Source organism: Streptomyces sp. GL_141 (assembly GCF_057834385.1).
The window spans coordinates 3706850-3728156 of record NZ_CM174402.1 but is presented as its reverse complement, the minus strand read 5'-3'; the positions used below and the strand labels follow the sequence as shown (position 1 = coordinate 3728156).

Genomic DNA, 21307 nt, shown 5'->3' with positions numbered 1-21307 from the left:
CCACCAGGGAAATTCTTGTCTTCCCAGCGGTGCCGCCTTAGCTCAGCTGGCCAGAGCAACGCACTCGTAATGCGTAGGTCTCGGGTTCGAATCCCGAAGGCGGCTCGGATTAGCCCCAGGACTCACTCGCCGTGACCTGGGGCTTTTTCATGCCCTGAACCACTGGCCGCAGGCCGCAGCCCGTGCGGCGGTCCGCGGCGGCGTACGGGGAGAGCGCGGTGCGCGGCCTCGACGGCTTCACCTGGTCTTCCCGGACGTGGACGCCGTCCGGGCCGGGCAGCGCGAGCCCGGGATCCCGGAAAGCTTCGAGTGGGTCGCCGAGACGGCGCCCGAACTGCGGGCCGCGGTCGAGGAGTCCGGGCTGGAAGTGCACGAGTACCCGCTGATGGTGCTCGCGGACGAGGCCGGCGAGCCGGCTCCGGTCGAGCTGCCGGACGGGGTTTCCGTACGGATGCTGTCCCCGGGGGACGAGGCGCTGGCCGGCGCCCTGGCCATGCCCCACGTCGCCTTCGTGGCACCGGGCACGGCGGTCGGCGCGGCCGGATCCGCCGAGCTGGCCGAGATCGTCGCGGCCCGTGCGGGCGACGGCACGGCTCTGACGGCGGAGCCCGCCGAGAGCTGAGCACCCCGCATCCGGGAGGCCTCCCGCCCGGTGCCCGTCAGGGGCGCGGGGCGGGGAGCCGGGAGGCCGGTACGAGGGCCAGCGCGAGGAGCAGTGCCGCGATCGCGTACGTGGTGCGGAAGCCCGTCGGGGTCGTGCCCGCTCCGCTCAGGGTGACGGAGAGGAGGGCCGTGCCCACCGAGGCGCCGATCTGGGAGTTGATGCTCAGCAGGGTGCTCGCCGCGGTCATCCGGGCCCTCGGGAGGTTCCGGCTCGCGGTGGTCATCGTCGGCATCAGCACCATCCCGGCGCCGATGCCCATGACGATCGAAGCGGCGACGAACCGCCAGGGCGCCGCCTGTGCGGACCCGGCCTGGAGCGCGGTCAGGGCCATGCCCAGGGCGCCCACCGCGATCCCGGCCCGGATCAGCCGGCGCGGGGAGACCTTGTCCACGCGGCGCGAGGCGATCTGCATGACCAGCCCGACGGTGAGTCCGGCCGGCGCGCCCAGCAGCCCGGCCGCCGTCGCGGTCATGCCGCGGCCCTGTTGCCAGTACATCGGTCCGAGCAGCATGGATCCGAAGTAGCCGCAGGTGAAGAGGGCGAGCGTGACGATGCCCGCCCGGAAGGTGCGGTCGCCGAGGAGTTTCAGGTCGAGGAGCGGCTCACGGGCCGTCAGGGCCCTTCGGGCGAAGGCGGCCACGAGCGCGGCGCCGGCCAGGGTGGGGAGCAGGGCGTCGGGTGCGGTGAAGGTGCCGCCCTCCCCGCCGCGGGCCAGGCCGTAGAGGAGCAGGGCGAGGCCCGGGGACAGCATCAGCAGGCCGGGTACGTCCAGCCGGGGCGCGGCGGACGGATCGTCCGGCGCGTCGGAGCGCAGCAGCTTCGCGGCGAGGAGCAGGGCCACCGCCCCGACGGGCAGGTTGACCAGGAAGATCCACTGCCAGGACGCCGAGTCGACCAGCCAGCCGCCCAGCACCGGACCGGCCACCGGCCCGACGATGATGGGCAGCCCGAGCAGGGCCATCACCCGCCCGAGCCGGGCCGGGTCCGCCGTGCGCATCACCATGGCCATGCCGACGGGCATGAGCAGCCCGCCGCCGAGGCCCTGTACCGCGCGGAAGGCGATCAGGCTCCCGGCGCTCCAGGCGCACGCGGCGAGCAGCGATCCGAGCGAGAACAGGGTGAGGGCGCCCAGGTAGGTGCGCTTGGCGCCGAAGCGGCCCATCGCCCAGGCCGAGGCCGGGATGACGGCGGCGAGCGCGAGCGTGTACGCGCTGGCGGCCCACTGGATCGTCGCCAGGGGGGCGTGGAAGGCCTCGGAGAGGCGGTGCAGGGCGACGTTGACGATCGTCATGTCGAGCACCGACATGACCGAGCCGACGATGACGACGCCCGCGGTGCGCCGGAGCAGCGCCGCGGATGCCGGGGCGGGGGAGCCGGTGGCGTGGTCCGCGGTGATCACGTGGTCCGCGGGCGCCGCCGCCTGCCCGGACCCGCCGGGTTCCTGTGCCGTACGCATGCCGGTACGCATCCTCGTGCCGCCCCTCAGCCCTGGTACGGGTGGTTCGCGCGGGCGGCGCGCAGCGCGCGTCCCCACCAGGCCAGCTGGCCGAGCATGCCCTTGACCGCACCCTCGGCCACGGCGGCGTCGCGCGGAACGCCGTCCGGGCCGAGCCCGGACCACGGCCCGTGCAGGCTGACGGAGTCGCGCACGGTCACGGCGTGCAGCTCGGCGAAGACCAGCCGGAGCTGCTCGACGGCGCGCAGTCCGCCGCCGATGCCGCCGTAGGAGACGAAGCCGGCCGGCTTGGCCTGCCACTCCTCGCGGTGCCAGTCGATGAGGTTCTTCAGCACGGCCGGGAAGCTGTGGTTGTACTCGGGGGTGACGACGACGAAGGCCTCGGCGGCGGCCAGCCGCGGGCTGACCTCCGCGAGGGCGGCGGCCGCCTGCGGGCCGGGGGAACCGCCCCAGCCGGGCATGGCCAGCGGGAGGTCGACGTCGGCGAGGTCGATGAGGTCGAGGTCCAGGCCGCCGACGGCGCCCGCGGCGCCGAGGAACCAGTCGGCGACGGCGGGACCCTGACGGCCCTCGCGGACGCTGCCGAGGATGACGGCGACGCGCAGCGGCGTCGCGTCGTCGTGGGGGGTGGCAGCGGGAGCGGGAGCGGAAGTGTGGGCGGCGGACATGGCGGGTTCCCCTCGTCGGCGGGGCGGCCGCTCGGTGCGGCTGCCCCTCCGGTAAACTACAACGACCGTTGTAAAAAGTGCAACGGTCGTTGTACTTCTTGTGTGGAGGCGAAGTGAGCACCGGAGTCAGTGGCAAGAAGCTGGAGAAGCAGATCGCCATCGCGAGCGCGTCCTGCGGGGTCTTCGGCCGCGAGGGCTACGCCCGCGCCTCGGTCGACGCACTCGCCGCCGCGGCCGGCGTCTCGACCCGCACGCTCTACAACCACTTCCCGGGCGGCAAGGCGATGCTCTTCGCCACCGTCGTCACCTGGACCTCGGGGCAGGTGCGCGACGCCCAGATCGCCCAGATCGAAGCCGTCCTGAACCCCGAACGCCCGCCCCGCCCCGAGGACCTGGAGCGGGACCTGGTCGCCTTCGCCCACCGGGTCATCGGGCTCATGACCGACTACGCCGACCACTTCGCGCTGGTCCGCCACATCCACGCCGAAGCCGACCACGTGCCGCCGGAGGTCATGGAGGCCTGGGCGAACGCCGGCCCCGGCCCGGTGTCCCGCGCGCTCGCGGACGCGATGGCGGGCCTCGACGCCGCCGGGCTGATCGACGTACGCGGCGACGCGATGCTGGCGGGCGCCCACTTCATGGCCCTGACCTCGCACTCCATCGTGCAGCTCTCGCACTACGGAGTCCTGCCCCTCCCCAAGGACCGCACCGACCACCTCATCGCAGGCGGCGTAGCCGCCTTCCTCCGGGCCTACCGGGTCAGTTGAGCCCGCACACCGTACTGGGGTACCCCGGCCCCTTCCGGTCGCCCGGCCCCCGGGCCGGGGCTACGTTGGACGGGTGAGCACGACACGGTTGCGCAGGGCGGCTGTGGGAGCGGCCGCAGTGGGGCTCCTGATGGTGCCCGTGGGGGCCGGTGTCGGGTACGCCGTGGACGTGCCGACACCACCGGCGGCGAGCAGTCCGGCCGCATCCGACGAGTTTCCGCAGCTCACCCCCGCCGTGGCGCGGCAGTTGGACGACGCCATCCGGAAGGTGATGGACGAGGCCAAGGTGCCCGGGGTCCAAGTGGCCCTGTCGGCGCCGGGCAAGGGGGCGTACGTACGGGCCTTCGGGGTGGCCGACAAGGCCACCGGTGCGCCCATGACCGACGGCCTCAACATGCGGATCGGCAGCGAGACCAAGACCTTCACCGTGACCGCGATGCTCAAGCTGGTCGACGAGGGCAAGATCGGGCTGGACGACCCCATCGGCAAGTACATCGAGGGCGTGCCCAACGGCGACCGCATCACGCTGCGCGAGCTGGCGGGCATGCGCAGCGGACTGTTCAACTACTCGGCCGACGAGGACTTCTTCAAGGCGCTGACCAGCGATCCCTATCGGCCCTTCACCCCGCAGGAGCTGCTCGACTACTCCTTCAAGCACCCGGTGCTCTTCGAGCCGAACGCGAAGTTCTCCTACTGCAACACCAACCTGATCCTGATCGGGCTCGTCGTGGAGAAGATCAGCGGGCAGTCGCTCGCCGACTACATCACCGAGGAGGTCATCGAGCCCGCCGGGCTGAAGAACACCCTCTTCCCGACCGGCGCCGAGTTCCCGGCCCCGCACGCCCAGGGCTACACGGACCAGACGGCCACGGGGAAGGTCGAGGACGCGGCCGACTGGGACCCCTCCTGGGGCTGGGCCGCCGGAGCGATGATCTCCGACCTCCCGGACCTGCGGCGGTGGGCCAAGGTGCTGGCCACCGGTGAGCTGCTCACCCCCGCCACCCAGGCCGAGCGCCTCGATGTCGTACCGGCCCTGCCGGGCACCGGCTACGGGCTCGGGATCTTCAACGTCCAGGGGTGGATCGGGCACAACGGCTCCATCCCGGGCTACCAGACCCTGGCCGTCTACGACGCGCAGTCCAAGGCCACCCTGGTCGTGCTGCTCAACACCGACATCTCCGCCGAGGGCGAGGAGCCGAGCACGCTGTTCGGCGAGGCGATCACCAAGATCGTGACCCCGCAGCACGTCTACACCCTCCCGGCCCAGCCCGTCACCGGGGACGAGAGCCACTGACCATCCGGCCGGCCGCCGCCTCCGCCAGTGCCGGGAGCGCCGCATGGTCGGCGTCGGCCGGGAGTTGCAGCATCAGGACGTGCTCCCCGCGGCGCAGCACCATGCGCCGGCCCCGCAGGTACGCCTCGTCGGCCGCTCCCGCGCCGACCGGGGTCGCCCGGCGCTTGTGCGTGGCGAGGAGCCGGCGGCCCAGGGCCTTCGAAGCCGTCTGCATGAGCAGGAACCCTTCCCCGTCCGGGGTGTCGTAGGTCCGGATCCCGAGCTGGGGGGAGTAGTCCGACTCGCGCAGCTCCGTGCGGAGGATCCGGGCGGCCTCGGCGAGCGGGAGGAACTCCTTCGGGTCGCCCCGCGCGAACAGTGCGGCCACCCCGGCCCACGGGGCCTCGGGCGCTGCGTCGACCGTCTCCGCGTCCCCGTCCCCGTCCCCGTCCGCGTAGGCGTCTGCGTCTGCGTACTCGTCCTGCGAGGACCCCGCGGGGAACAGCTCGCCCTGCGGCGAAGGGGTCACCAGCACGACCTCGTAGACGTGCCCGAGCACCGGTCCCCGCAGCACCCGTACGACCGCCCCCTCGCGCAGGGCCCCGTACAGCCCGGGCCGCACGGGCCAGGCCGTGACCGCGGTCCGGCCGCCCGGGTCGAGCGCCAGGTGGTGGACCTGCTTCCCGGTGCGCAGCCGGACCACCTCGCCCTCGCTCCAGGCCCGCCGGGACAGGTCCAGCAGGGCGGTGGCCAGGAGGAACAGGTAGCCGAGCAGCGCCGGGGCGGCGATCAGCACCGGAGGCAGCTGCGCCCACACCGCCTGCGGCGGCACCGACCACTGCCCGGAGAACTGGCGCCCCCAGGTGGCGCCGACGAAGGCGAAGAGGCCGCCGTACACGTACGCCGCGAGCGGGATCACGGGCCGCCGGCCGGTCCACAGCCAGCGGGACCCCATGAGCACGCCGATCAGCAGGACCACCTCCGCGGCCAGCAGCCCGGTGCTCGGCACCGGGAGCCGGATCACGGTCGGCGGACGCGTGTGCCACCAGGCCACCAGCAGCAGCACGATCGAGGCCGACCCGATCCGCCGCAGGGCCAGCCGCACGCTCTCCCGCGGCGGGCGCAGGGTGCGTGCCGGGGCGGGGGCGTAGCGGAGCCGGACCTCGTGCCAGCCGCCGCCGTACGTGGACCAGGCGCGGCGCTCGTCGCGCGGGCCGAGCGGGAGCACGGCGAGCGCGGAGCGGGCCACACCGGTGGCGGCGCCGTAGGCGAGGTAGCGGTCCCAGAGGGTCACGGCCGCCGGGGGCAGCCCGGGGAAGGACTCGTCGCGGGCCAGCCATTCCCGTACGCCGAGCCAGTGCGCGCAGGCCTCGACACCGGCGGGCGTCTCGCGCTCCCCGGTGAGGCGGGCGACCAGCAGGGACCCGAAGAACCAGACGACCAGCCCGACGCCCAGGGACATGAACCAGCCGCCCGCCCCGGCCAGCGACAGGAACAGGAGGGCCGCCAGGGCCGCCGGCAGGACCGCGGCCAGCGTCAGCCCGGCCTTCAGCCGCACCGGATACCGGTCCCGGGCCAGTCCGCGGGCCCGGGCGTCGGCGGCCACGGCCCGGCCGAAGGCCCGCCACCAGCCCCGGTCCTCGTCCTCGGTGCCGCGGGCCAGGGCGCCGACGGGCAGCACCCCGCCGGAGGCCAGGGCCGTGACCCGGGCCAGCACCAGGGCCTCGTAGGGGAGCAGCTCCCCGGAGGGCTCCTTCCCCGGCGGGCGGACGCGGACGAGGGTGTGGCGCGGATCGGGGCCGGTCTGCTCCAGGGCGAGGAGCCCGCGCGCGGCCAGGTCCAGGAGCGTGGCGCGCGGGGCACCGCGGCCGGCCTCCCAGCCGCCGGTCAGGAACTCCACCAGCGCGGGCGGCTCGGGCCGCAGCTCCATCGTCGGCCCGTCGGCGGCCACGGGCGCGGGCCGGTGGGCGACCACCGCCCAGCCGACGGCGGACAGCCACAGCAGGGCGCTCACCAGGGCGGCCGCCCCGACGAGCCAGGTCCAGGTCATCTAGAACCGGACCTGGACCGGGCCGGTTTCGCCCTCCGCCGCGCGGAAGAACTCGCGGGCCCGGAAGCCCAGCGGCCCGGCGACCAGCAGGGTCGGGACGGAGGCCACGGAGGTGTTGTAGGCCAGGACGGCGTCGTTGTAGTACTGCCGGGCGTACGCCGCGCGGTCCTCGGTGGTCGCCAGTTCCCGCTGGAGGGAGTCGAAGTTGCCGTTCGCGCGCAGCGCCGGATAGGCCTCGGCGAGGGCGAGCAGCCCGGTCAGGCCGGTGCGCAGGACGGCCTCGGCCCGCTCCTTGTCGGCGGGGCCGCTCGCGGCGACGGCCGCGTCGCGGGCCCGGACGACGGCCTCGAAGGTGCCGCGCTCGTGGGCGGCGTAGGCCTTGACGGTCTCGACGAGGTTGGGGATCAGGTCGTAGCGGCGCTTGAGCTGGACGTCGACCTGGGCCCAGGCGTTGTCGACCTGGTTGCGGCGCCGGACGAGTCCGTTGTAGGTGACGGTCAGCCAGACCGGCACCGGCAGGACGATCAGGACAGTCAAGACACAGACGATGACGAGAATGCCGAGCGGTGTCATGTGTGGCCCCCGTTGCGGGGCCGGTTCCCTGCCGGCCCGGCCGTAGCGTAGGGCGACGGCGCTGGATTGGGACCCCCCGCGCACAATGGATTCGGCGCGCGGGAGTGGACGAGGGAGAGCGATATGAACGGTCGGAAGACGGTGGACGAAGCCCAGGTGGCGGCGGCCCCGGCCAAGGTGGTCCTGCGGCAGGCGGGCGAGGCGGATCTGGACACCGCCGCCGAGCTCTTCCGCGGCTACCTGGAGTTCTACGAGGTGGAGGTCGAGGACCCGCAGCGCCCGCGCGCCTTCCTGGCGGAGCGGCTGGCGGGCGGGGACTCCTTCATCCTGCTCGCCGAGGTCCCGGGTGCGGGCACGGTCGGCTTCACGCAGGTCTACCCGATGTTCTCCTCGCTGGCCATGAAGCCCGCGTGGCTGCTGGGCGACCTGTACGTGGCCCCGGCCGGCCGCCGTACGGGCGCGGGCCGCGCGCTGCTGCGCGAGGTGCTGCGCCGGGCGCGGGAGGCCGGGGTCTCGGGCGTGCAGCTGGAGACGGCGTACGACAACCTCGTCGCGCAGGGGCTGTACGAGGCGGAGGGGTTCGTCCGCGAGGAGTTCCACATGTACTTCCACGACCTCGCGCAGACCGCTTCCGAAACAGTTTGAGTTCGGCTGAAACATTCCTGGTCCCCGTCGCGTCATTGGGGTGAGACGGACGCGAGGGGGAGCGGATGAGGTACGGGCGCAGAGATGGGTTCCGTGAGTTCGCGACGGGCAGATCGGCGCACTTGTACCGGTCGGCCTGTCTGCTGACGAGCGGCGACACCCACCTCGCGGAGGATCTCGTACAGGAGACCCTCGGGCGGATGTACCTGCTCTGGGCACGCGTCGCCCGGATCGACAATCCGGCGGCGTACGCGCAAACCGTGCTGGTGCGCGCCTTCCTGACGCACCAGCGCCGCCGGTCGGCGGGGGAGCGTCCGGTCGGGGAGTTCCCCGACGCGGGCGCCCCGGCCGGCGGTGATCCCGCGCTGCGGCTGACGCTGCTGGAGGCGTTGGGGCGGCTGGCGCCGAAGGACCGGGCGGTCCTGGTGCTGCGGTACTGGGAGGACCGCAGCGTCGAGGAGACCGCCGACGCGATGAACGTCAGCTCGGCGGCCGTACGGACCCGCAGCTCGCGTGCGCTGACCCGGCTGCGGGAGCAATTGGGCGGCTCACTCGCTGAGTTGGCGGGGCGCTGAGCTCCGCGTCCGTAGGTGTGCACGCCGTTTCCGCTTCTCTCATCCCATGATCCCTCTGGACGGAAGGTCTGATTCCGCATGCCCTTTGAAGATGAGCTCGGCGAGGCCCTCCGGCGTACGGGTGACGGCTTCACCTCCGAAGGCCGCGGCCTCGTGGACGCCGGGGAGCGCCGCGGACGGCGGATGGTGGCCCGCCGCCGCGCCGCCATGGCCGGCGGCTCGGCGCTCGCGCTGGCACTGATCGGCATCACCGGGGCCTACACGACCGGGCTGCTCGGGTCCGGCGGTGGCGGGGGCCGGGCGAACGTGGCGTCCTCGAAGGAGCCGCCCGCGCTGGGGCCGTTGGTGCGACAGGGGCAGCAGCGCAACAGCCGCGTCGGAACCGGCGCCGTCTCCGCCGAGCAGCTGACCGGGGTGCTCAAGCAGCTCCTGCCGCAGGGCACGCTCAGCGCCGTCGTGGCACGGGGCACGGACCACGAACTGGGCCCGATGGTGAGCGCGGTCTTCGACGACGGCGAAGGAAAGAGCAGCCTCGGCTTCGGCCTCTACCGGATCGACCCGAAGGGCGAGATGGCCGAGGACATGCTCAAGTGCCCCTCCAAGGCCACGACGAAGTACGACAGTTGCACCTCGGAGACGCTCGCGGACGGTTCGCGGCTGCACCTCTTCAAGGGCTACGTGTACCCCGACCACCGGGCCGACGTGAAGTCCTGGCGCGCCATCGTGGTGACCCCCCAGGGGTTCATGGTGGACGCCCACGAGGAGAACGCGGCGGAGGAGAAGGGGGCGCCCGTCAGCCGGCCGACGCCGCCGCTCACGCTCGCGCAGCTCCAGGCGCTCGTGACGTCCCCGCTGTGGCATCCGGCCCTGAACGACCTGCCGGCCGCCGGCCAGGAGGAGGAGCGTCCGGCCGGCCGCGGGGGGCCGAAGGCCGTGGACATCCTGGAGCAGCTGCTGCGCACGGACGGGATCCCGATCGTGCGCCGGGACCAGGAAGGGGCCGATCTGGGCTACCTGGTCCTCGACGAGGGCAAGGGCAAGTCGATGGTCAGCCTCCAGATCCAGGTGGACGACCCGAAGACCCCCGGAACATGGGCGGACCAGTTCACGGGCGCCGAGACGCTGCCGGACGGAACGAAGGTCGTGACCCGGAAGGGGGACGGGGACAAGGGCGTCCCGGGCATGCTCTGGTGGAGCGCCCAGGCGCTGCGGCCGAACGGGACCCGGGTGATCCTGTCCTCGTTCAACGCCGAGACCGAGGGGTCGGCGGTGACCCGCAAGGAGCCGGTGCTGACCGTGGAGCGGATGAAGGAGCTCGTGACCAGCCCGAAGTGGGCCTCGGAGTACGGGCAGTAGAAGGGAGCGGGAGGCCGACCGCTCCCCTCCGTACCATCCTCTCCGTACCTTCCTCCGTACCTTCCTCCGAACCTTCCTCCATCGCTTCCTGCGTCACTTCGCGTCCGCGTAGCACTCCACGACGGCCGTGGTGAACGGGAAGCGGACCGGGGTCTCGCCGAAGGTGATGCGGCCGGCCAGGTCGCCCGCCGCGCGGATCGCCTCGACCACGGCCGGCGCCTCCTCCTCGGGGCAGTGGACGATGACCTCGTCGTGCTGGAAGAAGACCAGCTCGGCCCGCATCCCCGCCTCCGCGAGGGACCGGCGCAGGGCCGCGAGCAGGAGCAGCGCCCAGTCCGCGGCGCTGCCCTGCACGACGAAGTTGCGGGTGAAGCGGCCGCGCGCCCGGGCATCGGTCGAGGCGTAGCTCGGCACCCAGCCGTCGGGGGCCTCCTCCCCCTCCTCCGGATCGGCCGCCGGCGGGCAGGTCCGGCCCAGCCAGGTCCGTACGAGCCGACCCTCCTCGCCCGCCTTCGCCGCGTCGTCCACGTAGGCCACGGCCCGGGGGAAGCGGCGGCGCAGCGCGGCCAGGTTCTTCAGGCCGTCCCCGGAGGTCTGCCCGTACACCGCGCCGAGCACGGCGATCTTCGCCATGTCGCGGTCGCCGGAGAAGCCCTGGCGGGAGATGGAGGTGTACAGGTCCTCGGGGCGGCCGGCCACCTCCATGAAGGCGGGGTCGCGGGAGATCGCGGCGAGCACCCGCGGCTCCATCTGGTCGGCGTCGGCCACGACGAGCCGCCAGCCCGGGTCGGCGACGACGGCCCGGCGGATCACCTTGGGGATCTGCAGGGCCCCGCCGCCGTTGGTGACCCAGCGGCCGGTGTACGTGCCGCCGGGGATGAACTCGGGGCGGAAACGGCCGTCGTGCACCCAGTCCCCGAGCCAGGACCAGCCGTGGGCGGTGTAGATCCGGTACAGCTTCTTGTACGCGAGCAGGGGCTCCACGGCCGGGTGTTCCAGGTCCTGGATCTCCCAGCGCCGGGTGGACTTCAGCTTGATCCCGGCCTCCGCGAAGGCCTTGATGACGTCGGCGGCAAGCTCGGGCCGTACGCGCCGCCCGAACGCCGCCGAGACCTCGTCGGCCAGCTCCGCGAGCCGGCGGGGCTGGCCGCGCCCCGCGTACCGCTCGCCGAGCAGCTCGGTGAGCAGGGCCCGGTGGACGTCGGCCCGCCAGGGCAGGCCCGCGCGGTTCATCTCGGCCGCCACGAGGAAGGCCGCCGACTCGGAGGCCACGAGCAGCCGCATCCGCTCGGGGTGGGCGGTGGCGCCCTGCCGTTTCACCTGGTCGGCGTGGACGGCGACGAGGGCGTCGAGCGGGACGGGGGCGGGCTGGGGGTCGAAGAGCGAGTGCTGGCTGCCGGGCTCCGCCGCGCGCTGCGGGGGATCGGGCGGTACGGGCGCGTTCGTCAGGCGGGCCCAGGCGGCGGCCGCCGAGCGGGGTTCGCCGAGGCGGCCCTCGTGGGCGAGCAGGAGCAGCTCGGCGTCCTCGATGTCGTGGCAGCGCTCGACGCGGGCGCCGGCGGCGAGCAGGCGGGGGTACACGGCGGCGGTGGACCGCCAGACCCAGCGGGTGCCGGCCGGGGCCGCGCGGATCGCCTCGGCGGGGTCGGTGGTGGTGACACGGGCTCCGCCCGTGGGGCCGCCGGGGCCGCCGGGCGCGTCGGGGCCGGGCAGGGGCATGGCGTGCCACCGGCCGTCGCCGTCCTCGGCGAGGGCCCACCGGGGGATGTGCTCGCTCATGAGTGCGAGTGTCCCACCGGGGTCCGACAGTGCCGGTGCGCGGCGCGCTCGTACGGGTGTGCGGGTGGTGCGCGGCCCTGCGGGGCTGTCCCCGCAGCACCCTTTGCCGCTGCGCGGGGCAGAATTCCCCCACTCGCCCTTCCTCCGTTCCCAGGGCTCTGCCCTGCCCCGGTCCTCAAGCGCCGGACGGGCTGGGGAGGGATTACCGGGCTGCGCCCGGGCCCCCTGGGGGTCCGCCCCAGACCCCGGTCTTCGAACGCCGGAAGGCTGGAGTGCCCGGATCCCGGTCCTCGAACGCCGGACGGCTGGATGGGCCCGGGACGGAGTCGGGAGGCGGGCGTGCCAAGCTGAACGGGTGAGAGACATCGTCGACCGGGCCTGCGAGGCCGCGCTGTACAACCAGGACGACGCCGGGCTGGACGCCGGGGCGTCGGTGCTCGTCGCCGAGGGGGACCGGTGGGGCGGGGTCGGGCAGGCGTTGCTCGCGCGCGGGGAGGAGTACCTGCGCCAGGCCTGGGAGCGCGGATGGCGGCCGGCCGACGTGCTGCGGCTCGTACGCCGGGACCTGGAGCAGCCGCACCTGCGGATCGCCGAGGACCTGATCGCCGCCGAGGCCCGGCGCTACGCGCGGCTGCCCGAGCGGTGGACCGACGCCGAGGTGTGGTGGGGGGACGACACCCGGTACGGGGAGCGGCTGGTCGAGCGGGAGCGCACCGACCGCTTCAGCCTGGCCGGGACCGTCCTGGAGGTGTTCCGGCTGCTGATCCGGCTGCCGTCCATCGAGCCGGTCGGGCCACTGCCGGGAGACCCGGCCGACGTACTCGAACACGCGCACATCGAGCCCCGCATGCTCGGGCGGATCCGGGCGCTGCTCGCGAAGGCCGAGGCGACCACCTTCCCGGAGGAGGCGGAGGCGCTCAGCGCCAAGGCGCAGGAGCTCATGGCCCGCCACACCGTGGACGCGGCCCTGCTCGCGGTGAAGTCCGGCACGACGCAGATACCCGGGGCCTGCCGGATCGGCGTCGAGGCCCCGTACGAGGAGGCCAAGGCGGTACTCCTCGACGCGGTGGCGAGCGCGAACCGGTGCCGGTCCGTGTGGAACAGCGCCTACGAGTTCTCCACCGTCGTCGGCTTCGCGAGCGACCTGGAGGCGGTGGAGCTGCTGTACACCTCCCTGCTCGTCCAGGGCACCGCCGCGATGACCCGAGCGGAGGCCGGGCAGCGGGCGGGCGGGCGCAAGCGCACCAAGACCTTCCGGCAGTCCTTCCTCCTGGCCTACGCGAGCCGGCTCGGCCAGCGCCTCGCCGAGACGGCCGAGCACACGGTGGCCGACACCGTGGCAGAGGCCCCCGACAACCTGCCGGCCCTGGTCGCCCGGGACGTGGCGGTCACCTCGCGGGCCGAGGAGATGTTCCCCCGGACCACGACGACCCGGCTGCGCGGGGCGACCGACCTCGCGGGCTGGGAGGACGGCACGGCGGCGGCCGACCGCGCCCACATGGCAAACGGCACCCGCCGATCCCTGCGGGGCTGAGCCCGGAGGTCCGCAGGCGCGGAGACGCGGAGACCCGCAGGCCCGGGGGCCGGATCCCCGCAGGCCCGGATCCCCGGAGGCCCTGGAGCCCGGATCAGCGGTCGGTGGGAGCCGGGGCGGCCGGGGCGGCCGGGTCCTCCTCGCGCAGCGCACGGGCCTCCGCCTTCAGGATGCGGGCGGACCTGCCCAGCCCGCGGGCCATCTCGGGCAGCTTCTTCGAGCCGAACACCATCAGGCAGACGAGCACGATGATGGCGACGTGCCAGGGTTCCAGGGCGTTCCTGAGCATGCGTGTGTCCGCCTTCCGGTGGGTGCCGGCAGCCTGCCGGGACGGTGCCGGAATCGGCCCGTCCGGGCGATGATCGGCGCTGGCGGCGGGGTGGCGCCATAGATCACACCAAGCCTGAAGAACACCTGAAGCCGGGGCCGCGCGCCCCGGCTGCCCTGCGGGGCCGTCCCCTACGCACCCTTCGTCCGTTCCCCGGGCTCCGCCCGGACCCGGTCCTCAAACGTCGGCCGCATCCAGCCTCGCCGGCGTTCGAGGCGCGGGGTCTGGGGCGGAGCCCCAGGGGGGTCCGGGGCACAGTCCCGGGGAACGGGCGAAGGGCGGGTAGGGGAACTCCGCCCCGCGGAGCGGCAAAGGGTGCTGGCGGAACTTCGCCCCGCGCAGCGGCAAGGGCGCTGCGGGGACTCCGCCCCGCGGAGCGGCCGGCACGCCCCCCCGGGTCGCCCCCCCCGACGCGCGGGATCGCGCCCGCTCGGGCTCCCGGGTTCCGGCCCGGCCGGGGCTACGCTCGGGGCCATGAGCTGGGTCCGGGCGCTGAAGGACACCGCCCGATCCGGGCTGAGGGTCGAGCGGACCCGGCTCCAACCCCTCATCGCGCTCCGCGCCGCCGTCGGCCTGGCCATCGTGATCGGCGCGGGCCTCGCCTTCCTCGGGCCCGGCTCGGCCGCCAGTTCCGCCTTCGGCGCCTACATGGCGGCCGTCGCCAGCTTCCAGAAGAGCTGGCGTCCCCGGCCCGTCCTCGCCCTCGCCTCCGGGCTGACGCTGGCCGTGTCCACCTTCATCGGCTACCTCGTCGGGTCCTCGCACACCCTGGCCTTCATGCTGCTGCTCGCCGTGTGGAGCTTCGCGGCGGGCCTGATGTGGGCGGCCGGCCCCACCGCGGGCATCATCGCCTCCGGCAACGTCGCCATCATGCTGGTCACCGTCACCCTGCCGACCTCCGTGCCCCAGGCAGCCGGGCACGCCGCGATGATCGCCGCCGGCGGGGTGGTGCAGGCCCTGCTGATCGTGCTCTTCCCCATCCGCCGGTGGGGCGCCCAGCGCGACGCCCTGGCGGACGCCCTCGCCGCCGAGGCCGACTACGCGCGCCGTCTGCGCCAGGACCCGGTGGCCTCCTTCGACCCGCAGCCGCTGATGAGGGCGCGCGACGCCGCGACCGTGACGGTGCGCCAGGCCCGCCGCCGCCCCGCCGAGCTGCACGGTGCGCGGGGGCTCGCGGAGCGGATCCGGCCGGTGCTGGCCCTGCTGGCCGACCCGGCGGTCGGGGCCCCGGCCGAGGGCCCGGCGCGGGACCGGGTCCGGGAACTGCTCGCCGCGGCCGGGTCGGTGCTGGACGCCGCCGCGTCCGCGATCCGGCACGGGGAAGCGGTACGGCTGCCCGCGCCGGCCCTCGCGGTGCTCAAGGCCCCCGACACCGCCGACCTGTTCCAGGGCCCCGCGCTGCGCGCCGCGCGCCGGCTCGCCGCCCTGTTGGCCGACGTACTCGACACCGCCGAGCCGGGCTCCGGGCGCACCGCCGATCCCGGGGAGTCGATGCTGCGGCCCACCCTGCCGGCGCTCGCGCCGATGGTGCTGGCCGCCGTACGGGCGGAGCTGCGTCCCGGGTCGCCGATCCTGCGGCACGCCGTGCGGGTCACCGCCGTCGCCTGCGCGGGCTACGGCATCGGCCACGCGCTGCCGTTCGGCCACGCCTACTGGGCCCCGATGGCCTCCGTCATGGTCATGCGGCCCGATTTCACGCAGACCTACACCCGCGCCGTCGCCCGCTTCGGCGGCACCCTGGTCGGGGTCGCCCTCGCGACGGCCGTCGTCCAGCTCGCGCACCCGGGGATGTACGTGTCCGGGCTGCTCGCGGTCGTCAGCGCGGGCCTGATGTACACCTTCATGCGGACGGGGTACGCCGTCTCGATGGTCTTCGTCTCCGCCTACGTCGTCTTCCTGCTCGGCATGGGCGGCCTGCGCTGGGACCAGACCGTGCCGGACCGCGTCATGCTCACCCTGGTCGGCGGGGTCCTCGCGATGATCTCCTACGCCGTCTACCCGGCCTGGGAGACCCCGCGACTGCGGACCCGGCTGGCGGACTGGGTGGAGGCCAACGGCCGGTACGCGGCGGCCGTGCTCGGGCAGTACGCGGACCCGGCCGGAGCACGCCGCGAGGAGGTGCGGGTCGCCCTGCTGGCGGTGCGCGACGCCCGGGTCGCCTGGCAGGAGGCGGTGGACCGGGCCGCCGGGGAGCCGGTGCGCCACCGCGGGATCTCCCGGGCGGCCGCCGAGGACGCGGGCCGGGCGCTGGCCGCGCTGGGCCGCCACGCGATGCTGCTGGAGGCGCACTTCCCGGACCGCTCCCGGCCCCCGGTGCCGGGCGCGGCCGAGCTGGCCCGCGCGCTGCGCGAGGCGACGGAGGCGGGCGCGAAGGCGGTACGGGAGCGGCGGGTGCCCGACTGGGAGGGGGTCCGCGCGGCGCTGGCCGACGGTGGCACCCCCGACCCGGGCGTGCTGCGCGGGGCGGCGCGGCAGCTGCTGGACTCCCTGGAGGAGGTCTCCGAGGCACTGCGGACCCCGCCCCGGCCCAGGTCCGGGGAAGGTGCCGGGGACGGTCGTCACCCTTAGTGGTGGCTTGCCCTCCGCTCGTGCACGTGCATCTGCCCATGCAGGCGTTCATGAACACAGCTATGATCCGGTGCAGTTGACATCTGCACTATCGGGGGCTTCCTGTGGACCACGCGTACAACGGGATGGCAGCTGCAGAGCTTGACGGGGTGACCTGGCAGAAGAGCAGACACAGCAACTCGCAAGGTTCCTGTGTGGAGTTCGCGAAACTGCCCGGAGGCGACGTTGCCATGCGCAACTCGCGGTTTCCGGACGGACCGGCACTCGTGTACACGCCGGCCGAGATAGAAGCGCTGCTGCTGGGTGTCAAGGACGGCGAGTTCGACCACCTGATCAGCTGAAGGCCGGCTGCAGACCAGCCGAAGATCAGCCATGCACGTGCAGCGGCCGGGATTGATCGCCATGATCAATCCCGGCCGCTTGTCGCATATGCGGTGATCGCGCGGTGGCCGTGCGGTGATTCAGTCCTGGAGCGTGAACAGCGCCCAGACCACCTTGCCGGTCAGCCGCCCCGCGAGCGGGTGCCAGCCCCAGCTGTCGCTGTAGGCATCGACGAGGAAGAGCCCGCGTCCCGACTCCAGGTCGCTGTTGCGCTCCGTCGCCTCCGGCGCGAAGCACCCGCCGGGCCGGTCCTCGCTGGGGTCCCGCACCGCGCACACCAGCCGGGTGCTCCACCGCATCAGGTGGAGGCGCACCGGCGGCTCGCTCTCGCCCGCGGCCGGCCGGGAGTCGTCCGGGAGGGCATGGCGCAGCGCGTTGGTGACGAGTTCCGAGACGACCAGTGACACGTCGTCGAACCGGTCGTCGAGGCCCCACTGGCCGAGGGTGGAACGAGTGAAGGTGCGTGCACCGCGCACCGCTTCGAGGCGGGCGGGGAGGGCGCAGGACGCGGACCCGGAGACAGCCGTGGGGTCGACCGGGGGAAGCCCCTGCCGTAACGGCTCGAGCATGGTCGATCCATTCGTCCCCATGCGAGGCACTCCCGGGATTCGAAAGAACTGCGGGGCACGCAGGTGCGCGGGACCATGGTTCCGAATGCCGGAGCCGGATGCAAGGGCAGATGCACGTGCACGCGCCGGACCTGTCCGGTCCCGTGACGGTTCTTGCTCATTTCTTCCTACGCATACTTACGGACTTCTTTTACAGCGCGGCCAAATCCGTTACAGAACGAGTACGGGCAGATGCGTTTTGGTGGCAGACTGCGGGCCTTGAGGGGCACGGGGGCCCCTGCGACGCAGCCGTACACGCGTATCCGTACGTATCCATCCACCGCATGGGGAGGGGCAGGACTCGTGACCGCAGAAGCCAGTGGTTCTGTGGTGCGCCGCATCCTCCTGGGCTCCCAGCTCAGGCGACTCCGAGAATCCCGCGGCATCACCCGTGAGGCGGCCGGTTACTCGATCCGCGCATCCGAATCGAAGATCAGCCGCTTGGAGTTGGGAAGGGTGAGCTTCAAGGCCAGAGACGTCGAGGACCTCCTCACGCTCTACGGAGTCACGGACGGCGCGGAGCGGGAGTCCCTCCTGGGGCTGGTCCGCGAGGCCAACGTGGCCGGCTGGTGGCACAGCTACGGCGACGTCCTGCCGGGCTGGTTCCAGACGTACGTGGGCCTGGAAGGCGCCGCCTCCCTCATCCGCATCTACGAAGTGCAGTTCGTGCACGGCCTGTTGCAGACCGAGGCCTACGCCCAGGCCGTCGTCAGCCGCGGCATGCCCGGCGCCGGCCGCGCCGAGATCGACCGCCGGGTCGCCCTGCGCCTGGAGCGCCAGAAGGTACTGGTCTCCGAGAACGCCCCCGTCTTCCACGCCGTCCTCGACGAGGCCGCGCTGCGCCGTCCGTACGGCGACCGGGACGTGATGCGCGGTCAGCTGGAGCACCTCATCGAGATCTCCCAGCGGCCGAACGTGCACCTCCAGGTCATGCCCTTCTCCTTCGGCGGCCACGCCGGCGAGAGCGGCGCCTTCACCCTGCTGCGCTTCCCCGAGTCCGACCTCCAGGACGTCGTCTATCTGGAACAGCTCACCAGCGCCCTCTACCTCGACAAAGACGAGGAAGTGGGTCAGTACGAGCGGGCGATGCTGCGCCTCCAGAGCGATTGCCCCGACCCCGGCCAGACCCGCGATCTCTTGCGCGGTCTGCTCCAACTGTCTTGATTCACACGTACTATGACGCCTGATCAGGGCATGACGATGACCCAGATGACCCAGATCGCAACTGGGGACCCGGTGCAGCGCAAGGACGCGCGTTCGACGTAAGGGATGGCATGTCCATATTCGAGGACCTGGCTCACCAGTACATCGACGGCGAATGGCTGGCCGGGACCGGGTCGTGGGACATCATCGACGTGAACCCGTACAACGGGGAGAAGCTCGCGGCCATCACCGTGGCCACCGTCGAGCAGGTCGACCGGGCCTACCGGGCCGCCGAGCGGGCCCAGAAGGAATGGGCCGCCACCAGCCCCTACACCAGACGAGCCGTCCTGGAACGCGCCCTGCGGATCACCGAGGAGCGCGAGAAGGAGATCGTCGAGGCGATGATCGACGAACTCGGCGGGACCCGTCCCAAGGCCGAGTACGAGGTCCACCTCGCGAAGGAGTTCATCCGCGAGGCCATGCAGCTGGCCGTCCGCCCCGAGGGCCGCATCCTGCCCTCGCCGGTCGAGGGCAAGGAGAACCGGGTCCAGCGCCTGCCCGTCGGGGTCGTCGCCGTGATCAGCCCCTTCAACTTCCCCTTCCTGGTGACCCTGAAGTCGGTCGCCCCGGCCCTGGCCCTCGGCAACGCCGTCGTCATCAAGCCCAACCAGAACGCGCCCGTCGTCGGCGGCGGGGTCATCGCCAAGATCTTCGAGGAGGCGGGCCTGCCGGCCGGCCTGCTCAACGTCCTGGTCACCGACATCGCCGAGATAGGCGACGCGCTCCTGACCCACCCCGTCCCCAAGGTCATCTCCTTCGCCGGCTCCGACCGGGTCGGCCGGCACGTCGGCGCGGTCGCCGCCCGCCACTTCAAGCGGACCGTCCTGGAGCTCAGCGGCAACAGCGCGCTCGTCGTCCTCGACGACGCAGACCTCGACTACGCGGTGGACGCGGCCGTCTTCAGCCGCTTCGTCTACCAGGGCCAGGTCTGCATGGCCGCCAACCGGATCCTGGTCGACGCCTCGGTCGCCGAGGAGTTCACCGCGAAGTTCACCGCCCGCGTGCGCGCCCTGAAGACCGGCGACCCGCACGAGGCCGACACCCACATCGGCCCGCTGATCAACTCCTTCCAGGCCGACGCCCTCACCGCGCTCGTCGACCGCGCCGTCGAATCCGGCGCGCAGGCGCTCGTACGCGGCTCTACGCGCGGCAACCTGGTCGAGCCCACCGTGCTCGCCGGGCTCCCCGAGGACTCCCCGCTGCTCGGCCAGGAGATCTTCGGCCCCGTCGCCCTCCTCGTCGTCTTCGACGGCGAGGACGAGGCGGTCCGCCTCACCAACGCGACCCCGTACGGACTCAGCGGCGCCGTCCACACGCGGGACGTGGAGCGCGGGGTCCGCTTCGCCCGGCGCATCGAGACCGGCATGATCCACGTCAACGACTCCACCATCGGCGACGAGCCGCTCGCGGCGTTCGGCGGGGAGAAGGCCTCCGGCATGGGCCGCCTCAACGGCGAGGCCACCGTCGAGGCCTTCACCACCCAGAAATGGATCTCGGTCCAGCACGGCCGGACGCAGTTCCCGTTCTAAGACTTGATCCGTGCGTCACCCAAGGGCGAGTTGCGCATTGCAGCCGGGGCGGGGACCGGGCTTTCCGGCGTGGCCACGCGAGCGTGACTCATCCGGGGTTGCTCGGTGCCGCTGTCCGGCGGTTCGGGGAGCAGAGGTCTCGCGGCGTTGCGTGCCGGGACATGGTGGTGTCCAGGTAAGCGGTCCTGGGGTCGTTCATGTCGCTGAAGCGGACGAACGTCGCCAGCGCGGCGGAGACCAGGTCCCGCCTGCCGGTGAGGCCGCACGCGGTGCACTTGTGCTCACGGTCCCGCAGCGTCTTGGAGACACGTTCACCGCACAGGCAGTGCTGCGACAGGGCCGTTGACCAGGTCGAGGCCCGGACCAGCCGGCCGCCGGTCGCCTCGCACTCCGCCTTGAGCGCGGAGATCAGTACGCCGGGCGTGGTCTGCGAGAGCCGCTTGCCCCACAGCCGGAACCACGTCCGGATGTCGCAGTCCTCGACGACGAGTACGGGGCCGTGGGCGGCGATGATCTCGCGGGCCAACAGGCGGGCGCGCTGACGCCGGTGTTCGGCGATTCCGGCGGCGTGTTCGGCCTGGCGAGCGCGTTGCTCGCGGTAGGCGGCCGAGAGCCGGTCGCGGCGGAAAGCCTGCTGCGGTACCCCGTCGGACCGTGTGGCGCGGGCACCGCCCGGAATGGTCACGGCCTTGGGCCGTAGGCCCTTCCGGTCACGCCTGGCGGCTCGTTTGTCCTGCCGCTTCGACACCCCGTACTGCGCGGCGTTCATGGCCCTGCGGGAGCGTTCCAGTGCCCGCGCCCGGCCTCGCCGCTTCTGCGCCTGCTTCTCCAACAGCCGCTGCTCGGCTTCGGTGAGTGTGATCTCGGTGGACTCCGGCACGCCGCCGGTGAGGCCGGCGGGGAAGGAGACGATAGAGAGGTTGGATACGTTGCCGTCCACCCCGCCGATACGGTCGAGCTGGGCCGCTTGGTCACGCATGGCCCGCACCGCCGGGGCGTTGTGGCCGGGACCGAGGACCATCAGGTGCGCTTCATGAACCCAGCCGCCCGGCGCGCCTGCCTTGCGACGGCGGACCAGGTCCACCTTGTGCCGGCGGCCGGGGTGGGAGAGGAAGTGCTGCACCCGCGCCCACTGACCGGGCTGCTGCGGAACGCGTACGGGGAGCACGAGGTCGCCGCGCCTGCTGTCGGGTCCTCCGGTGAAGACGACGGCGAGGGGGCCGGAGTGGTCCCACCACGTCGCCTTCCGGGTGCCGGGCTTGCCCGCGGTGGTCAGCTTCCCGGTGGCGACACGGACTTTGGTCACGGTGGGCTTGGGTATCCGGCGAGGCTGCGTCAGCGCGTACTGGC

At 73.2% G+C, this 21307-nt stretch carries 19 protein-coding genes and 1 tRNA gene; 12 read left to right on the top strand and 8 right to left on the bottom strand.

Going from position 1 to position 21307, the window contains the following annotated elements; all coding sequences use genetic code 11:
- Nucleotides 1-31: 31 nt before the first annotated feature.
- A tRNA-Thr gene (locus AC3IX6_RS16175) sits at nt 32-105 on the top strand.
- Between the two features lie 151 nt (nt 106-256).
- On the top strand, nt 257-622 hold the full coding sequence (locus AC3IX6_RS16170) for a hypothetical protein (RefSeq protein ID WP_489370775.1): 366 nt from the start codon (nt 257-259) through the stop codon (nt 620-622).
- Between the two features lie 37 nt (nt 623-659).
- Here AC3IX6_RS16170 and AC3IX6_RS16165 read toward each other — a convergent pair whose 3' ends face one another.
- Nucleotides 660-2120 (bottom strand): DHA2 family efflux MFS transporter permease subunit, encoded by a 1461-nt coding sequence (locus tag AC3IX6_RS16165; protein WP_489370773.1) that lies wholly within the window; start codon nt 2118-2120, stop codon nt 660-662.
- Between the two features lie 26 nt (nt 2121-2146).
- Nucleotides 2147-2788, bottom strand: a complete 642-nt coding sequence (locus AC3IX6_RS16160; protein WP_489370772.1) for an NADPH-dependent FMN reductase — start codon at nt 2786-2788, stop codon at nt 2147-2149.
- A 113-nt stretch (nt 2789-2901) separates the two neighbouring features.
- Here AC3IX6_RS16160 and AC3IX6_RS16155 point away from each other — a divergent pair, with 113 nt between their 5' ends.
- Complete coding sequence (locus AC3IX6_RS16155) at nt 2902-3555, top strand: TetR/AcrR family transcriptional regulator (RefSeq protein ID WP_489370771.1); 654 nt, start codon at nt 2902-2904, stop codon at nt 3553-3555.
- Nucleotides 3556-3685: 130 nt separating this feature from the next.
- Complete coding sequence (locus AC3IX6_RS16150) at nt 3686-4849, top strand: serine hydrolase domain-containing protein (protein ID WP_489371465.1); 1164 nt, start codon at nt 3686-3688, stop codon at nt 4847-4849.
- Here AC3IX6_RS16150 and AC3IX6_RS16145 read toward each other — a convergent pair.
- Together AC3IX6_RS16145 and AC3IX6_RS16140 are read right to left on the bottom strand one after the other, a co-directional pair.
- On the bottom strand, nt 4827-6878 hold the full coding sequence (locus tag AC3IX6_RS16145; protein WP_489370770.1) for a DUF2207 family protein: 2052 nt from the start codon (nt 6876-6878) through the stop codon (nt 4827-4829). The two genes, AC3IX6_RS16150 and AC3IX6_RS16145, sit on opposite strands and share 23 nt — an antisense overlap.
- On the bottom strand, nt 6879-7415 hold the full coding sequence (locus AC3IX6_RS16140) for a LemA family protein (RefSeq protein ID WP_489370769.1): 537 nt from the start codon (nt 7413-7415) through the stop codon (nt 6879-6881).
- A gap of 159 nt (nt 7416-7574) precedes the next feature.
- Between AC3IX6_RS16140 and AC3IX6_RS16135 the strand changes: the two genes are divergently transcribed.
- The 3 genes from AC3IX6_RS16135 to AC3IX6_RS16125 all read left to right on the top strand — a co-directional run bounded on the left by AC3IX6_RS16135 (nt 7575) and on the right by AC3IX6_RS16125 (nt 10027).
- Complete coding sequence (locus tag AC3IX6_RS16135) at nt 7575-8096, top strand: GNAT family N-acetyltransferase (protein WP_489370768.1); 522 nt, start codon at nt 7575-7577, stop codon at nt 8094-8096.
- Between the two features lie 65 nt (nt 8097-8161).
- Nucleotides 8162-8671, top strand: a complete 510-nt coding sequence (locus AC3IX6_RS16130) for a SigE family RNA polymerase sigma factor (RefSeq protein WP_489370766.1) — start codon at nt 8162-8164, stop codon at nt 8669-8671.
- A gap of 78 nt (nt 8672-8749) precedes the next feature.
- Nucleotides 8750-10027, top strand: a complete 1278-nt coding sequence (locus tag AC3IX6_RS16125; RefSeq protein WP_489370765.1) for a hypothetical protein — start codon at nt 8750-8752, stop codon at nt 10025-10027.
- A 93-nt stretch (nt 10028-10120) separates the two neighbouring features.
- On the opposite strand, the gene AC3IX6_RS16120 is transcribed toward AC3IX6_RS16125, so the two are convergent.
- A complete protein-coding gene (locus AC3IX6_RS16120) occupies nt 10121-11806 on the bottom strand; it encodes a bifunctional 3'-5' exonuclease/DNA polymerase (RefSeq protein WP_489370764.1) in 1686 nt (561 codons plus the stop codon).
- 355 nt (nt 11807-12161) lie between these two features.
- Between AC3IX6_RS16120 and AC3IX6_RS16115 the strand changes: the two genes are divergently transcribed.
- On the top strand, nt 12162-13340 hold the full coding sequence (locus tag AC3IX6_RS16115; protein ID WP_489370763.1) for a DUF2786 domain-containing protein: 1179 nt from the start codon (nt 12162-12164) through the stop codon (nt 13338-13340).
- Between the two features lie 94 nt (nt 13341-13434).
- On the opposite strand, the gene tatA is transcribed toward AC3IX6_RS16115, so the two are convergent.
- Nucleotides 13435-13629: a Sec-independent protein translocase subunit TatA gene (tatA, locus tag AC3IX6_RS16110; protein WP_489370761.1), complete on the bottom strand. Its 195-nt coding sequence runs from the start codon at nt 13627-13629 to the stop codon at nt 13435-13437.
- Between the two features lie 513 nt (nt 13630-14142).
- Here tatA and AC3IX6_RS16105 point away from each other — a divergent pair.
- Both AC3IX6_RS16105 and AC3IX6_RS16100 read left to right on the top strand, forming a co-directional pair.
- The gene (locus tag AC3IX6_RS16105; RefSeq protein ID WP_489370760.1) at nt 14143-16236 is read left to right on the top strand and encodes an FUSC family protein; all 2094 of its coding nucleotides are present in this window, start codon (nt 14143-14145) and stop codon (nt 16234-16236) included.
- Nucleotides 16237-16340: 104 nt separating this feature from the next.
- Nucleotides 16341-16577, top strand: coding sequence for a DUF397 domain-containing protein (locus AC3IX6_RS16100; protein WP_112450436.1), 237 nt, complete (start codon nt 16341-16343; stop codon nt 16575-16577).
- A gap of 120 nt (nt 16578-16697) precedes the next feature.
- On the opposite strand, the gene AC3IX6_RS16095 is transcribed toward AC3IX6_RS16100, so the two are convergent.
- Nucleotides 16698-17207 carry an ATP-binding protein gene (locus AC3IX6_RS16095; protein WP_489370759.1) on the bottom strand — a complete coding sequence of 170 codons (510 nt, stop codon included), beginning with the start codon at nt 17205-17207 and terminating at the stop codon, nt 16698-16700.
- Nucleotides 17208-17552: 345 nt separating this feature from the next.
- On the opposite strand from AC3IX6_RS16095, the gene AC3IX6_RS16090 reads away from it, so the two are divergent.
- Nucleotides 17553-18389, top strand: a complete 837-nt coding sequence (locus AC3IX6_RS16090; RefSeq protein ID WP_489371464.1) for a helix-turn-helix domain-containing protein — start codon at nt 17553-17555, stop codon at nt 18387-18389.
- Between the two features lie 110 nt (nt 18390-18499).
- Nucleotides 18500-19957 (top strand): aldehyde dehydrogenase family protein, encoded by a 1458-nt coding sequence (locus AC3IX6_RS16085; protein ID WP_489370758.1) that lies wholly within the window; start codon nt 18500-18502, stop codon nt 19955-19957.
- An 88-nt stretch (nt 19958-20045) separates the two neighbouring features.
- Here AC3IX6_RS16085 and AC3IX6_RS16080 read toward each other — a convergent pair whose 3' ends face one another.
- On the bottom strand, nt 20046-21263 hold the full coding sequence (locus tag AC3IX6_RS16080; protein ID WP_489370757.1) for a zinc ribbon domain-containing protein: 1218 nt from the start codon (nt 21261-21263) through the stop codon (nt 20046-20048).
- Nucleotides 21264-21307: the final 44 nt, after the last annotated feature.